The sequence below is a fragment of the Chitinophaga sp. NPDC101104 genome, assembly GCF_050277495.1.
Classification (GTDB): domain Bacteria; phylum Bacteroidota; class Bacteroidia; order Chitinophagales; family Chitinophagaceae; genus Chitinophaga.
In genome coordinates this window covers 288,843-303,205 of record NZ_JBNNSF010000001.1, presented here as the reverse complement: position 1 = coordinate 303,205, position 14,363 = coordinate 288,843, and the positions used below count along the sequence as shown (strand labels likewise).

The 14,363-nt window shown below is 56.5% G+C and carries 13 protein-coding genes; 1 reads left to right on the top strand and 12 read right to left on the bottom strand.

Annotated features, from left to right (window positions below; all coding sequences use genetic code 11):
- Nucleotides 1-37: 37 nt before the first annotated feature.
- The 10 genes from ACQKLP_RS01360 to ACQKLP_RS01315 form a co-directional block, all read right to left on the bottom strand.
- Nucleotides 38-1,210, bottom strand: coding sequence for a porin (locus tag ACQKLP_RS01360; RefSeq protein WP_427319339.1), 1,173 nt, complete (start codon nt 1,208-1,210; stop codon nt 38-40).
- Nucleotides 1,211-1,232: 22 nt separating this feature from the next.
- Nucleotides 1,233-1,796, bottom strand: coding sequence for a K(+)-transporting ATPase subunit C (locus ACQKLP_RS01355; RefSeq protein WP_427319337.1), 564 nt, complete (start codon nt 1,794-1,796; stop codon nt 1,233-1,235).
- Nucleotides 1,797-1,808: 12 nt separating this feature from the next.
- Entirely contained in the window at nt 1,809-3,857 is a 2,049-nt protein-coding gene (gene kdpB, locus ACQKLP_RS01350) for a potassium-transporting ATPase subunit KdpB (RefSeq protein ID WP_427319335.1), read from the bottom strand.
- Nucleotides 3,858-3,878: 21 nt separating this feature from the next.
- A complete protein-coding gene (gene kdpA / locus ACQKLP_RS01345) occupies nt 3,879-5,594 on the bottom strand; it encodes a potassium-transporting ATPase subunit KdpA (RefSeq protein WP_427319333.1) in 1,716 nt (571 codons plus the stop codon).
- A 13-nt stretch (nt 5,595-5,607) separates the two neighbouring features.
- Complete coding sequence (locus ACQKLP_RS01340; RefSeq protein ID WP_425165453.1) at nt 5,608-5,685, bottom strand: potassium-transporting ATPase subunit F; 78 nt, start codon at nt 5,683-5,685, stop codon at nt 5,608-5,610.
- Between the two features lie 92 nt (nt 5,686-5,777).
- A complete protein-coding gene (locus tag ACQKLP_RS01335; protein ID WP_427319331.1) occupies nt 5,778-6,113 on the bottom strand; it encodes a DUF7674 family protein in 336 nt (111 codons plus the stop codon).
- A 154-nt stretch (nt 6,114-6,267) separates the two neighbouring features.
- Nucleotides 6,268-7,605: a sigma-54-dependent transcriptional regulator gene (locus ACQKLP_RS01330; RefSeq protein WP_427319329.1), complete on the bottom strand. Its 1,338-nt coding sequence runs from the start codon at nt 7,603-7,605 to the stop codon at nt 6,268-6,270.
- 81 nt (nt 7,606-7,686) lie between these two features.
- Nucleotides 7,687-8,181 carry a hypothetical protein gene (locus tag ACQKLP_RS01325; RefSeq protein ID WP_427319327.1) on the bottom strand — a complete coding sequence of 165 codons (495 nt, stop codon included), beginning with the start codon at nt 8,179-8,181 and terminating at the stop codon, nt 7,687-7,689.
- A 128-nt stretch (nt 8,182-8,309) separates the two neighbouring features.
- Nucleotides 8,310-11,039 (bottom strand): DNA ligase D, encoded by a 2,730-nt coding sequence (gene ligD, locus ACQKLP_RS01320; protein WP_427319325.1) that lies wholly within the window; start codon nt 11,037-11,039, stop codon nt 8,310-8,312.
- Nucleotides 11,036-11,809 (bottom strand): Ku protein, encoded by a 774-nt coding sequence (locus ACQKLP_RS01315; RefSeq protein WP_427319323.1) that lies wholly within the window; start codon nt 11,807-11,809, stop codon nt 11,036-11,038. Before ACQKLP_RS01315 ends, ligD begins: the two co-directional genes overlap by 4 nt.
- Nucleotides 11,810-12,035: 226 nt before the next feature.
- On the opposite strand from ACQKLP_RS01315, the gene ACQKLP_RS01310 reads away from it, so the two are divergent.
- Nucleotides 12,036-12,404, top strand: a complete 369-nt coding sequence (locus tag ACQKLP_RS01310; RefSeq protein ID WP_427319321.1) for a hypothetical protein — start codon at nt 12,036-12,038, stop codon at nt 12,402-12,404.
- A gap of 38 nt (nt 12,405-12,442) precedes the next feature.
- On the opposite strand, the gene ACQKLP_RS01305 is transcribed toward ACQKLP_RS01310, so the two are convergent.
- Nucleotides 12,443-13,480, bottom strand: a complete 1,038-nt coding sequence (locus tag ACQKLP_RS01305) for a DNA topoisomerase IB (protein ID WP_427319319.1) — start codon at nt 13,478-13,480, stop codon at nt 12,443-12,445.
- Nucleotides 13,455-14,321 (bottom strand): SDR family oxidoreductase, encoded by an 867-nt coding sequence (locus ACQKLP_RS01300; RefSeq protein WP_427319317.1) that lies wholly within the window; start codon nt 14,319-14,321, stop codon nt 13,455-13,457. The genes ACQKLP_RS01305 and ACQKLP_RS01300 overlap by 26 nt, the downstream gene beginning before the upstream one ends.
- Between the last annotated feature and the right edge of the window lie 42 nt (nt 14,322-14,363).

Here is a 14,363-nt window from a genome sequence, read left to right as displayed (position 1 = left end):
TAGGAAGTGCGGAGCCCCGGAGGGCCCCGCCTGAATTTTAGAATGAAAACGCCAGCGAAGTGGCGATGGAAAAGTTCTCTTTCCGTGGCGATTCGCCTTTGAGGAAAATCCCGTTTTTGCTGTTGTACAATTTCCCTTCCAGCCGGAACATCACCTGGCTCACGGGACTTACGTCGAGGTTCAGCGAATAACCGCTGTTGCGGAAGCCGTTGGGCGTTCCCGTGGCGATGATGACGCCGTCTGCATCGTTGTAATATTCATACCGGCCGGCCATGGCGATCTTGTCGGTGAATGCGTACCTGGCGATGAGGATAGGCGCGTACCAGGCGTTCATCCCGTCCACGTCCTTCCCTTTTTTCTCCGCCCCGATGTCAAGCCCAGCGATGAGGCTCAGTTTATCTGTGAGGGCGAATGTTCCGTAAAGGTCGCTGAAATAGCGCATCTGGCGAACGGAATCGGGTTTATCGTTCCCGATGAACGTGCTCCAGTTGAGGGTTACCTTTCCGGTGGGCTTATAGGTGATCTGCGAGCCGAAACCGGGCGTCTGGTTGGCGTCCGGCCGTTTGATCCTTTGCCAGCCATTGAGGTACATGGCGGCGAAGAGCCATTTATCGTTGGGCGTCCAGCTGATTTTTGCGCCGGCTTCGTAATACGGCGAATTCTCCGCCATGAGGCTTCGCGTCAGCGTGAAATTGTCTTTCCCGGTGGCGCTCTCGAACCCGATGTGCGACGGCAGGATGCCCGCATCCACCCACAAACCTTTCCCGATCCTTACACCGGCATTGGCTTCGTAAATGTGCCGCACCAGTTCCTGCTCCGACGCCATGTTGTATTGGGCGTATGTGCCCGCCATGATGGCCACGTTCCCGCGGACCCTGTCTGCCGAATAATTGGCTTTCAGATAAGCGAGATTGATATTCAATTCATTATGCCGGGTGTGGTTATACAGGAAGCCCGGCCGCGTGTGGTTATCGGGCTTGTTGAAATCGAAAACGTAGTACGCTTCGGCATAGCCGGAGATCGTGAGCTTAGGTCCGGTCTTTTCCGGCGCCTGCTGCGCCAGGGCCGTCATTGCGCCGCAGAGCGCGAAGACGGTGAGGATGTGTTGTTTCATGTTGATATTAAGATTGTGCTGTTGGTCCGTACTGCGCGCGCCGGCCGGGACGTTCCCGGTCTGCGCCGCAAGTACCTCTTTTTTTCGGGTTTTCATAGGTTGGGTTGAGACTAAAAGGCTAGTGTATTTCGTCTAAAGCCAGGTTGAGTTGAAGAACGTTCACCGTCGCCGGGCCGAACATTCCCGCCAGCGGCCCATTCGTATTCGCTTTCACGAGGTCGCGGAGTTTTTGTTCGGGGACGTTGCGCAGCTTCGCGATGCGGGGCACCTGTACCAGCGCGCCTTCCGGGGAAAGGTGGGGGTCGAGCCCGCTACCGGAGGCCGTTACCAGTTCTGCCGGGATCTCAGACCGCTTCACGCCCGGGTTGTGGACGAGGAAGGTATCTATCCGGTCTTCCACGGTTTTCAGGTAATCGGGATTAGACGGCCCTTTGTTGGACCCGCCCGATCCCGCGGCATTATACCCCACGGCGCTCGGCCGTGTCTGGAAATAGTTGTCGCCGGTGAATTGCTGGCCCACGTTGGCGTATCCCACCACCTGGCCGTTCCTTTCCACCTTCACCCCGTCACCTTTTCCGGGTGCCATTTTAGCGATACCGGCTACGAAGAGGGGATAGATGCCGGCGGTCATGAGCACCAGTACGATGGTCAGTTTCAGCGCCGGGAAAAAATATCGTTTCATGATTGTGTCAGTTTAAAAGAATAAAGCAACTACCATATCGATCAGCTTGATGCCGATGAAAGGCACCACCACGCCGCCGAGCCCGTAAATGAGGAGGTTCCTCCGCAACAGGGCGCTGGCGCCGATGGGTTTGTACGCTACGCCCCGCAATGCCAGCGGAATGAGCAGGGGAATGATGATGGCGTTGAAGATCACCGCGCTGAGGATCGCCGTTTCCGGACTGTGCAACTGCATGATGTTGATGCCCTGCAGCGCGGGGATCGACAGGATGAACAGCGCCGGCACGATGGCGAAATACTTGGCCACGTCGTTGGCGATGGAAAAAGTGGTGAGCGTTCCGCGCGTCATGAGCAACTGCTTCCCGATCTCCACGATCTCGATGAGCTTCGTGGGGTCGTTGTCGAGGTCTACCATGTTCCCAGCTTCCTTCGCCGCCTGCGTGCCGCTGTTCATGGCCACGCCCACATCGGCCTGCGCCAGGGCGGGCGCGTCGTTCGTACCATCCCCCATCATCGCCACGAGCCGGCCTTCCTGCTGCTCTTTGCGGATGTAGGTCATCTTGTCTTCGGGCTTGGCTTCGGCGATGAAATCGTCTACACCTGCCTTATCGGCGATGTATCTGGCCGTGAGCGGGTTGTCGCCCGTCACCATGACCGTTTTCACGCCCATCCGGCGAAGCCTTTCAAAACGCTCGCTGATGCCGGGTTTGATGATATCCTGCAGTTCGATGACGCCGGTCACTTTATCATTGACGGCCACTACCAGCGGCGTGCCTCCGTTCCCTGAAATCCGCTTAACCATTTCGGCCGTATCTGCCGGGAAATCGTTCCCGGCCTTTGCGCTGAGGTTACGGATGGCGTCGAACGCACCTTTGCGGATGCGGGTACCGTCGCTCATATTGATGCCGCTGCTGCGGGTTTCCGCGGTAAACGGCACCATTTGCGAACCGTTGAGGCTCAACCGCGACGATACGTCTTTCCCCGCCAGTTCCACGATCGATTTCCCTTCCGGCGTTTCATCGGCCAGCGAGCCGAGCACGCTGTACCGGATGAATTCACCGGCATCGTACCCGTTCGAAGGGTGGAATTGCGTGGCTTTGCGGTTGCCGATGGTGATGGTACCGGTTTTGTCGAGCAACAGCACGTCTACGTCTCCGGCCGTTTCCACGGCTTTCCCGGATTTGGTGATGACGTTGGCGCGAAGTGCGCGGTCCATCCCCGCGATGCCGATGGCCGACAGCAGCCCGCCGATGGTAGTGGGGATGAGGCAAACGAACAATGAGATGAAGGCCGCGATGGTAATGGGCGTTTGTGCGTAATCCGCGAAAGGCTTCAGCGTTACGCAGACGATGACGAATACCAGCGTGAAGCTCGCCAGCAGAATGGTCAGCGCGATCTCATTCGGCGTTTTCTGCCGCGAGGCGCCTTCCACCAGCGCGATCATTTTATCGAGGAAAGATTCCCCCGCGCCCGCGCTCACCCGCACCACGATCCGGTCGCTCAGCACTTTGGTGCCGCCCACCACGGAGCTTTTGTCTCCGCCCGCTTCGCGGATCACGGGGGCGCTTTCGCCGGTGATGGCCGATTCGTCGATACTCGCCAGGCCTTTCACGATCTCGCCGTCTGCGGGGATCACGTCGCCGGGCTCGCAGAGGAACAGGTCGCCTTTATGAAGTTGCGAGCTGGGCACTACTTTCACTTCGTCTGTAAATATTTCGCCGACGGCGAGGATTTTTTTGGCCGGGGTGTCTTCCCGGGTTTTACGCAGGCTTTCGGCCTGCGCCTTGCCGCGTGCTTCGGCGATGGCTTCGGCGAAGTTGCCGAAGAGCACGGTGAGCAGCAGCACGAGGAACACGGTCAGATTATACCCGAACGATCCCTGCGAGCTGTCGTGACTGAGCGCGGTATACAACGTAACCACGAGCATGACCATCGTTCCGAGCTCCACGGTGAACATCACCGGGTTGCGGATGAGGAGGCGCGGATTCAGTTTCACGAACGATTGCGCCAGGGCTTCCTTCACCAGTGCTGCCGGGAACAGTGTATTGTCTTTCGTTTTCATTTTTTTCAGCGTTTGCGTGCGTTAGTACAGGGAGAAATATTCCGCGATGGGGCCGAGCGCCAGGGCGGGGAAGAAAGCCAGGGCGGCGATGAGGACGATCACGGCGAAGGTCATGATGCCGAAAGTGGCGGTGTCTGTCCGCAGCGTACCGGCCGATTCGGGGACGTGCTTCTTCGAAGCCAGGAGCCCCGCTATCGCTACCGGACCAATAATCGGCAGGAACCTGGAGAGGATCAGCACGAAGCCGGTGCTCACGTTCCAGAAAATGTTATTGTCCGTCAGCCCCTCGAATCCCGAACCGTTGTTGGCGGCGGACGAGGTGTATTCGTACAGCATTTCCGAGAAGCCGTGATAGCCGGGGTTATTCAGCCATGCCCCCGGCTGCGTGGCCCATCCCGCGCCCCATCCGTGTGCGATGGCGAAGGAGGACAGCGCCGTGCCGGCGAGGATGAGGAAGGGATGGAGGAGCGCCACCAGTGCGGCGATCTTCACTTCCCGCGCTTCCACTTTATGCCCCATGAATTCGGGCGTGCGGCCCACCATGAGGCCGGAGATGAACACGGCGATGATGATGAAGATGAAATAGTTGAGGATCCCCACACCGCAACCGCCGTAGAAACAGTTGGTCATCATGGCGATGAGCTGCATCATACCCGTGGTGGGCATGGTACTATCATGGAAACCGTTCACCGAGCCGGTGGAAATGATGGTGGTGATGGTGCTCCAATACGCCGTGGCGGTGGGCCCGAACCGGACTTCCTTCCCTTCCATGGCGCCCGTGGCCTGAACGATCCCCATTTTCGCGATGGCGGGGTTGCCGCCCGCTTCGGAGATGATGGTGGGGATCATGAGCGCCAGCATACCGGCCGTCATGACGCCGAAAATGACGTAGGCGAACTTCTTCCGCTGGATAAAAAACCCGAGCGCAAAGATCATCGCGATGGGGATGATCACCTGCGCGACGGCCTCGGTCATGTTCGTCAGGTAATCCGGGTTTTCGAGCGGGTGGATGCTGTTGGCGCCGAAGTATCCGCCGCCGTTGGTGCCCAGGTGCTTGATGGCGATCATGCCGGCCGCGGGCCCGCGGGATACCTGTACCGTATCGCCCTGCACCGTTACGATCGTGTCTTTACCCGCAAAACTGGCCGGTGTTCCGCGGAACGCCAAGATGCCGGCGATCACGAGGCAGAGCGGGAGCAGCAGGCGGGTAGTGGTTTTCAGGAGATGGTCCCAGAAGTTGCCCAGCTGCGTGGTCGTTTTCTGGCGCAGCGCCTTGAACAGGGCGATCAGCGCCGCAATGCCCGTGGCCGCGCTCACGAACTGCAGGAACGTAATTACGAACAGCTGCGTGAAATAGGTCAGCCCTGTTTCCCCCGAATAGTGCTGCAGGTTGCAGTTCACCAGGAAGCTGATGGCGGTGTTAAACGCCAGGTCGGGCGTTTGTCCCGCGTTATGGTCTGGGTTGAGGGGCAATTTGTCCTGGAAGATCAGGAGGAAAAATGCGTAAACGAACCAGAGCATGTTGATGGTCAACAACGCCTTCAGGTGCTGTTTCCAGTTCATTTCCTCCTTCGGATCGATACCGCAGAAACGGAAGATCCCCCGTTCCAGCGGCGCCATAAAGTCCAGCAGCGTCCGCTGTCCGCCGAAAACCTTCGCGATGTAACGGCCCAGCGGAATGGCGATGAGGAGCGTAATGGCATAAGTGGCGATAATGCCGAATAATTCGGTGTTCATGTCTGGATGGATTTCAGAATTTTTCCGGTTTCAGCAACACGTACACCATGTAGCAGAAAACCAGCAGGGATAAAATGAAAAGTGCGTTCATCATTTGTTCGCGTTTTTAAATCTTGTCGAAATAATCTACCGATGCGAAAAACAGCCAGAAGCATACGAGCCCGGCGAGCAAAAGGAGCAGGATCAGCATTGTGAATTATTTAAGATGAATTGGCGGCGTGCGTTTTGCAGCGACGCGGGCAGGAGGGTTTTCACCGGCGCGTTCAGCAGCGGCGAAAGCCCGAACAGGAATACCGACTCGATGGCGTCGCGCAACTGGCGGCTGCCGTTTTTGTACAGCACGCCGGCCATGGAAAAGCATTTCCGGATTTCGGGCAATGCGCCCGTGCGGATCATTTTCCGCGTATACGCCGTAAAAGCCTGGATAACTTTGGCCGGTGCGCCGCCGCGGCCCGCTTCGGTGCGGAGGCCGGGAATCTGTTGCGCCAGCAGGAGATGGATTTTAGCATCCGGTAACATGATAGGTGATTTTGCCACCCTGAAGCCAGCGGAATGCCATTCCTTCCAAACCCATCATAAATACATCATTATCAATGAAATAAAAAACCGGCATGTCTTTTCAGACGTGCCGGCACCATGCAAAAACGGAAGGGTTGTTTGCAAAAACGGGAGGTCAGCGGATGTTGTATTCCTTGATTTTATTGTACAGGGTGGTCAGCCCGATCTGGAGCATTTCGGCCGCGCGGGTCTTGTTCCCGTTCACGGCTTGCAGCACCCGGGTGATGTGTTTCTTTTCCATGTCTGCGAGGCTCAGCGGGGCGGGACCGTCGTTTTCCGGATGGGTGAACTCCAGCGGCAGCACGTCGATGTCCAGTTCGTTCCCCTCTGCCAGGATCACCGCTCTTTCGATGACGTTCCTCAGTTCCCGGATGTTGCCGCGCCAGTGGTGGTTTTCCAGCGCCTGGCGGAAGGCGGCCGTCATACCCGTGATGCGCTTCGCGTTTTTGGGGGCCAGCTGCGCGAGGAAGTGATCGGCGAGCAAGGGCACATCCTGCCGGCGCTCGTTCAAGGCGGGCAGTTGTATCATGAAGGCAGACAGCCGATAATAAAGGTCCGCACGGAAAGTGCCTTTTTCGGCTTCCTTTTCCAGGTCGCGGTTGGTGGCGGCGAGGATGCGGATGTTCACTTTCAGGGGCTTGGAATCGCCCACTTTATAGAATTCCCGCGTTTCCAGCACGCGGAGCAATTTGGCTTGCAGGTCGAGCGCCATTTCGCCGATCTCATCGAGGAAAATGGTGCCGTTGTTTGCTTCTTCGAGGAAACCTTTCTTGTCTTTCACCGCACCGGTAAACGCGCCGGCTTTATGGCCGAACAGTTCGCTTTCGAGGATTTCCTTCCCGAAGGCGCTGCAGTTCACCGCCACGAACGGCTGGCCGGAGCGGGCGCTGGCACGATGGATAGCTTGTGCGAACACTTCCTTCCCCGATCCCGTTTCCCCGAGCAGCAATACCGTAGCATCGGTAGCCGCCACTTTGCGGGCGAGGTTCACCGCCTCGAGAATGCGTGGCGATTGGCCGATCACCTGGCTGAAATCGTGCTTGCCGCCCAGCTTCTCTTCCAGGGAGCGCACGCGGAACTGGAGGCGCGCCTTGTCCATCGCTTTGCTCACCAGCGGGAGAATGCGGTTGTTGTCGTCGCCTTTCGTGAGGTAATCGAACGCACCGTTCTTGATCGCCTGCACCCCGTCGGCGATGTTGCCGTAGGCCGTGAGCACGAGGATTTCCGTATCTGGATGGGAGGATTTCAATTGCCGGACCAGCTCAACACCGTTGGCATCGGGAAGTTTCACGTCGGAAAGGATGACATGCACTTCCGATTTATCGAGCAGTTTGTGGGCCGACCGTGCGTCTGGCGCTTCCAAAACCGTATAGCCTTCCAGCGTGAGCAGGCGGGCGAGGAGCTTGCGGAGTTGCGCTTCGTCGTCGATGATGAGGATCGTGCCTTGGGTCATGGGAGCAAATGTAGCGCAAAAAAACCGGGACAGACAAATGTCCGTGCCCGGTCTGTTCCCGTTGATGCTATACTTTTCGCCTTAGCCGGCGTTCTCCGTTTTCTGGTCTCTTTTCACGGCGATGGCCCCTATCAGGGTGCCCAGCACGCCCAATGTAACGTTGGCGAACAGGATGTTACCGACCATAAAGACCCAGAACCCCTGCCGCGTTTGTACACTGTATTCATTGATGCGCGCCTCTTCGTTGGTAACGTTCAGCGTGGCCGGATCGGTAGGCACGGTCACGAGATGGAAAAGCACCGTCACCGTGGCGATCATGATCGTGGCGAGCACCGTGGTAACGATACCCGATATGGCCAGCTGGTACAGCGACGCGCCGCCACCCAGCAAACTATTGGCGTGAATGACCGCCAGCATCACACCGATGAATATTACGCCGTTGATGATATAACCGGTCCACAGATCGGTGAACCAGTGCGTGAGATAAAAAATCCCGGCCAGCGCAATGCAGACCGCCGTGATGATAAAGCTGTATACCCAAACCAGCCTGAGAATGGAATGTTCGGCTCTTGCCATGGGACTGCGGATTTGGTGAACAATGGCCGTTTCCGGCATTTACAACAAATCTCATCCAATTGGCATGCCATTACCCGGGGAATTGATCGTCAGAATATCATAAAATCCCCATCCACAGCTGTTTTCCATTATTCCGCGGCTACTTTCAGAATGGCTCTCAGGTCGTTTTTCGCAGTGAGGATGCCCGCCCACAGATCGCCCTTTTTGTCCAGTCTTTTCCCGATGTTGCCCATATGAAAATCCTCCATCTTCAATTTCTTCGTCACTTCTTTCCATTCCAGCGGCGCAGACACGGTGGCGCCCGGTTTCGGCCGTACGGAATAGGGCGAAGCGATGGTTTGTCCCCGGCGGTTTTGCAGGAAATCGATGTAAACTTTCTTTTTCCGTTTCGATTTGGTGCGCTCCACGCTCGTGGTTTCCGGCAATAGCGCGTTCACTTCCTGCGCCAGGTATTCCGCGAAGAGTTTGCAGGTATCGAAATCGTGCTTCGCACCGGTCGGGATACAGATATGCATACCGCGCGAACCGGAGGTTTTGACGAAAGAATGGATGTCGCGGGATTCGAGCAGCTTCCGCACCGCGAGCGCCGTTTCCACGACATGCACGAATTCGATATCGTTGGGATCGAGGTCGATAACGATGTAATCCGGATGGTCGGGTTTCTTCAATCTCGACAGCCAGGGGTTGATCTCTATACAGCCCAGGTTTACCATCCAGGCCAGCGTGGCTTCGTTGTTGCAAACGAGATAATCGATCTCCCGGTCCGACGATTCCGACCAGATCTGCGCGGTTTTCAGCCACGACGGCACCGTTTTAAGATCGAGGTCTTTCTGGTAAAAACTGGGCCCGGCAATGCCGTTGGGAAAGCGGTTCAGGCTCAGCGGACGGTCTTTCAAATGCGGCAGGATCACGTCCGCCACCGATAGATAATAATCCACCAGTTGTCCTTTCGTGATCTTTTCCTTCGGCCAGTAAATTTTCTGCTGATTGGTGAGCGGTACGGTTTTCCCGTTCAGCTTGATTTCCCGGTCGTTGTCCGGAGCGGTTTGCGCTGTAGCGGCTTTCTTCTCGGTTGCTTTCATGTTGGCAGGTTTTGACGCCGGTGCGTGCCGCGGGGTTTCGCGGACAACGGATTTGGCGGGCTTATCGTCGCGCAGGGCGATGAATATGGGTTGACGCAGATGCCCGTCGTTGGTCCATTCCGAAAACTTGACTTCGCATACGAGCTGCGGTTTCAGCCAGGTGACGGGCGTATTCGTTTTGATTTTTTCCTTGAAGGGCGATGCGTTGGTCACGAGGGGCTGGAGCCGGGCGTGCATGTCTTTGAGCCCGGCGTCGTTGAATCCGCCGCCGCAGTGGCCGATGTATCGGAGCGATCCGTTGTCGTACACACCGAGGATGAGCGCGCCGATGTTCTTCCGGCTGCCGCGGGGCGCGGTGAATCCGCAAATGATGGCTTCCTGCCGGTTGAGCACTTTCACTTTGAGCCAGTTGAGGGAGCGGGCGCCCTCTGCGTAGGTGCTTTCGCCGTTTTTGGCGATCACGCCTTCCCACCCGGCTTTTTTCGCTTTCTCGAAATGCTGGATGCCTTTTCCTTCTACATGCCCGGAGAATATTACGGCGGGATCCGCCAGCTGGTCCACGATTTGTTGGAGCAGCGCTTTCCTTTCCAGCAGGGTCAGTTCTTCCAGCGGATGGCCATCGAGGTAAAGGAGGTCGAAAACGGCGTAGGTGAGGTTCCCTTTGCGGGTGGTTTTAAAATTCTGCAACGCCTGGAAATCCGATTTGCCGCGAGCGCCGGGGATGATCACCTCCCCGTCGAGCACTACGTTGTGGGGAATCCGTTCCACAGCTTTTACGATCGGTTCGTATACTTTATTGAAAGACAATTTGTTGCGGGAATACAATTCCGCCCTCCCGTTCTTCACATTGGCGATGGCGCGGTAACCGTCCCATTTGTTCTCGAAAATCCAGCCGGGGCGGTCGAAGGGTGCGTCTACGAGTGTGGCGAGCATGGGTTTGTAGAACTCCTTCATCGGCTCACCTTCCGCGGCTTTTTTTTTACCGGTGGATGAAGTTCCCTTTGCCGCCGCCTTTTTCGGTGACGCAGATTTCCTTGCGGCTGTTTTTTCAGGAACGGCAGATTTCGGGGAAGACGTTTTCTTTGCGGCAGGTTTCTTTACCGCCGCTTTCTTCGGCGATGCCTGTTTGGATGCGGAAGTTTTGGATGCCTGTGCTTTTTTCGGCGATGCCGCCTTTTTCGCCGCCGCTTTCGCTTCGGGCTTCGTATTATGCGGCCCCTTCATCTTCGCGATCACCGTTTTGGGCGTATGGTCTTCACTGTCGTACGCATCATGAACGGCGTATTTATCATTATGCTTGATGAGCAGCCAGGCGTTCTCCTCGCGCCCGCCCCGCATCTTCACCAGCGCAAATTCACCTTTCAGTTTCTTTCCATGTAGGATCACTTTTAAACTTCCCGCCTTCCATTCTTTCAGCGCTTCCTTGTCGAACGGCTGACCGTTGGGCTCGAGGAGCTCGTAGGTCCCCTTATCCCAGATGTACACGTATCCCGCGCCGTAGTTCCCGGGCGGGATTTCGCCCTGGAAATCTTTGTAGTCGAACGGATGATCTTCCACTTCCATGGCCAGGCGCTTGTCTGCCGGGTTCAGCGACGGGCCTTTCGGTACCGCCCAGCTTTTCAGCACGCCGTCCATTTCGAGGCGGAAGTCGTAATGCAGGCGTGTGGCATGATGCCGCTGTATGACGAAGATGTGGTCTTTTCCCGAGGCTTTGCCGGACTTAGGCTCGCTCGTCTTCCTGAAATCCCGTTTCTGGTTATATTTCGTCAGGCTCATGATACGCGTTTTTTAGTGCCGAGGCTGGCTTTCAGCTGTTCGAAAAGATCGGTGCTTTTTGTGGTGGCCACTTTCATTTTCTTCACGACCGCCCGTTTACCGGCCGCTTTCGCTTTGATGATGCGGAGGAGCTCTTCGCGGTAGGTGTCTTTGTAGGCGCTGATATCGAAGGTCTCGGAATAGCTTTCCACCAGTTTCACGGCCATGTCCAGTTCTTTTTTCGGGATGGTCGTGGAATCGGGGAGCTTCAGTTCGTCCGGCTCCCGGACTTCTTCTGCGAACCGCAGCCGGTGCAGCATGAGATAATCGCCGTTGGCGCGCACCACGGCCAGGTGCTCCTGCGTCCGCAGCACAAACAGCGCCACCCCCACTTTACGGGTCTTTTCCAGGGTTTTCAACAACAATTGGTACGCTTTGCCGCCGCCTTTATCGGGCTCTATGAAATACGCCGTCTCGAAATACACGGCATCTATCTCATCCGTTCCGGCAAATGACGATATTTCGATGATCTTGCTCTTTTTCGGGCTCGCGTCTTCGTAGTCATGTTCGTCAAGTATTATGTATTTGTCGTTGTAATTGTATGCTTTGACGATGTTTTCCCAGGCCACTTCCTTTCCTGTTTTCTCGTTGATGCGTTGAAAACGGATGCGGGAATGGTCTTTTTTGTCCAGCATATCCAGATCCAGCCGGCTTTCCTGGATGGCGCTGTAAAGCTTGACCGGAATGTTAACGAGGCCGAAGCCGATGCTGCCTGTCCATATGGCTCTCATGTGGAAACGGTTTAGTGAATACCTGTACAACAATCATTATACCATGGTAGTTGCATAGAAAAGCCGTTCCGGGAGCGGAACGGCCTTGTTTCTTCATATGCATAACTATCGGGGGAATTTGCTATATGTGTTTGATCGCTTCAAGCATCGTGTGCCAACAATCAGGCCATTTTTTCCGCCCATGGCATGTGATTTGGATTTCAAACAGTAATCAAACATGACTTTTATGGAAAACCTGAGAACAGATAAACCCGGCGAAATGAACACCCTGTCGCAAGTAATGGCTAAACTTCACTCGAAAGGCTACGATAATGAGCTTAAACTGAGCGACCATGGCCGGATGCAGCCCACGGAAGGCGATGAGATCTATAACCCTGAAGATCTTCTCATCATCAAAACCTACCGTTTCGAAGGGGAATCCGACCCTTCAGACAATTCGGTATTGTACCTGATGGAAGATAAAAACGGCAAAAAAGGGTACGTGCTCGACGCTTACGGGGCTTATACTTCGCACGATGAAGCGGGATTCGACGAATTCCTGCAGAAAATACCGGTTGAAGATCGGGAAGAACAACTGATCTTCGGCGGACTGTGATGCATGAACTACATGTAAAACGAGAGCGGCGGCGCCTTTCAGGGGCGTCGCCGTTTTTGTGTATGATGATCTTTGAGGATTTTCAACAGTAGTTTTTCGTCCACATTTTGCCCTTGATATTTCCCCAATCCGCCGCTTTCGTAGAGATCGGTGAGGGCGGGGTGGACGTAGTATTTCTTACACACTGCGCGGGTATTCCCCAGTTTCCGGGCCACCTGGTCCAGTACCTCCACGATTTTGCGTTTGCAGTCCGCGGCCGATTGCCCGGCCTCACATGCCACCAGGAGGTGCAGGGCTTCGAGGGTGCCGGCCCAGGTGCGGAAGTCTTTGCAGGTAAAATCCTCTCCTGTGGCACTTTTCAGGTAATCGTTGAGCGCGCCGGAATCGAGGCTTTTCACTTCGCCGTTTTCGTAATACTGGAAAAGCTCCTGCCCGGGGATGTCCCTGACTTTGCGCAGGAGCCGCGCCAGCGCCGCATGCCGGAGCTCTATCTGCTGTTCCACGCCTTTTTTCCCTTTGAACCGGAACAGCGCGGAATGGCCGTTGAACCGGACGTGTTTATTCCGCAAAGTAGTAAGGCCGTAGGATTGGTATTTCTTTTCGTATTCCGCGTTGCCCACCCGCATGAGGGTTTCTTCCATCACGCGCATGGCGATGGCGCATACCCGCGGGAGGTCGAGCGCTTTCCGCCGCAGGTCTTTCATCACCTGGCGCCTGAGCTTCGGGAGCAGTTTCCCGAATGCCAGCAGGCGGTAAAACTTCGTTTCATTGCGCACTTCCGCCCATCGTGTGTGGTAGCGGTATTGCCGGCGCCCCAGTGCATCGGTGCCCGTTGCCTGCAGGTGGCCGTTCGGGAATGGGCAAATCCACACGTTTTCCCAGGCCGGCGGCAACACCAGCCCACGGATGCGGGCCAGTACGTCTTTGTCCGTCACCCGGCGGCCCTGGGCGTCGGTATAGTAAAATCCACCGCGCATGCGGTGCCTCGTAATGCCCGCCATTCCCGGCTGAACGTAGCGCAGCCGCGCGGCCTGTGCCACGGCGGGCGCGTCAGCCGTTAACAATTTCTCCTCCATTGGGGTGTAAGATTTGTCCGGTCATATAATCGGCCTCCGCAGAAGCCAGGAACACGTAACAGCCCGCTACTTCGGCCGGTTCGCCGGCGCGTTTCAGCGGCACGTCGGACCCGAAATCGGCCACATGGTCTGCCGGGAACGTGGCGGGGATGAGGGGCGTCCAGATCGGGCCGGGCGCCACGCCGTTCACGCGGATGCCTTTTTCCGCCAGCATCGACGATAATGACCGTGTAAACGAAACGATCGCGCCTTTCGTAGCGGCATAGTCCACCAAATGCGCGCTGCCGCGGTATGCCGTTACCGACGTGGTATTGATGATACATCCGCCGCGGGGCATGTGCGGCAATGCGAAGCGCGTGAGATAAAAATGCGGGAATATGTTGACGGAGAACGTTCTCAGCAACTGTTCCGCCGTGATGTCCGTGAATTTCTTCTGCGGGAATTGCACGGCGGCATTGTTCACGAGGATATCGATGCGCCCGAATTTCTTCACGGTTTGCCGCACCACTTTTTCGCAATGCCTTTCGCGGCTCAGGTCTCCGGGGATCAGCAATACTTCCCGCCCGTGGTCTTTCACGCCGAGGGCGGTGGTATTGGCATCTTCGGTTTCGTCGAGGTACGCGATGGCCACGTGCGCGCCCTGCGCGGCAAAGGCCAGGGCCACGGCGCGCCCGATGCCGCTGTCGCCCCCGGTGATGAGGGCGATCTTGTCCTGCAGCCGGCCGGCCGGCTGCGATAGTGGTTGGGCCTGGGGCAGGGGTTTCATCCTGTGTTCGGCGCCGGGCTGGCGGCGTTGATGCTGGGGCGGGCGCAGGGGCTTTTTCTTGCTCGATTTCTGCATATCCGGGATGTTGGGTCAAAAAAAAGCTGCTGCAATTGGATG

Coding starts and splice junctions, on each gene's coding strand:
- ACQKLP_RS01360 (WP_427319339.1), bottom strand. CDS start 1,210: ATGAAAACCCGAAAAAAAGAGGTACTTGCGGCGCAGACCGGGAACGTC.
- ACQKLP_RS01355 (WP_427319337.1), bottom strand. CDS start 1,796: ATGAAACGATATTTTTTCCCGGCGCTGAAACTGACCATCGTACTGGTG.
- kdpB (WP_427319335.1), bottom strand. CDS start 3,857: ATGAAAACGAAAGACAATACACTGTTCCCGGCAGCACTGGTGAAGGAA.
- kdpA (WP_427319333.1), bottom strand. CDS start 5,594: ATGAACACCGAATTATTCGGCATTATCGCCACTTATGCCATTACGCTC.
- ACQKLP_RS01340 (WP_425165453.1), bottom strand. CDS start 5,685: ATGAACGCACTTTTCATTTTATCCCTGCTGGTTTTCTGCTACATGGTG.
- ACQKLP_RS01335 (WP_427319331.1), bottom strand. CDS start 6,113: ATGTTACCGGATGCTAAAATCCATCTCCTGCTGGCGCAACAGATTCCC.
- ACQKLP_RS01330 (WP_427319329.1), bottom strand. CDS start 7,605: ATGACCCAAGGCACGATCCTCATCATCGACGACGAAGCGCAACTCCGC.
- ACQKLP_RS01325 (WP_427319327.1), bottom strand. CDS start 8,181: ATGGCAAGAGCCGAACATTCCATTCTCAGGCTGGTTTGGGTATACAGC.
- ligD (WP_427319325.1), bottom strand. CDS start 11,039: ATGAGCCTGACGAAATATAACCAGAAACGGGATTTCAGGAAGACGAGC.
- ACQKLP_RS01315 (WP_427319323.1), bottom strand. CDS start 11,809: ATGAGAGCCATATGGACAGGCAGCATCGGCTTCGGCCTCGTTAACATT.
- ACQKLP_RS01310 (WP_427319321.1), top strand. CDS start 12,036: ATGGAAAACCTGAGAACAGATAAACCCGGCGAAATGAACACCCTGTCG.
- ACQKLP_RS01305 (WP_427319319.1), bottom strand. CDS start 13,480: ATGGAGGAGAAATTGTTAACGGCTGACGCGCCCGCCGTGGCACAGGCC.
- ACQKLP_RS01300 (WP_427319317.1), bottom strand. CDS start 14,321: ATGCAGAAATCGAGCAAGAAAAAGCCCCTGCGCCCGCCCCAGCATCAA.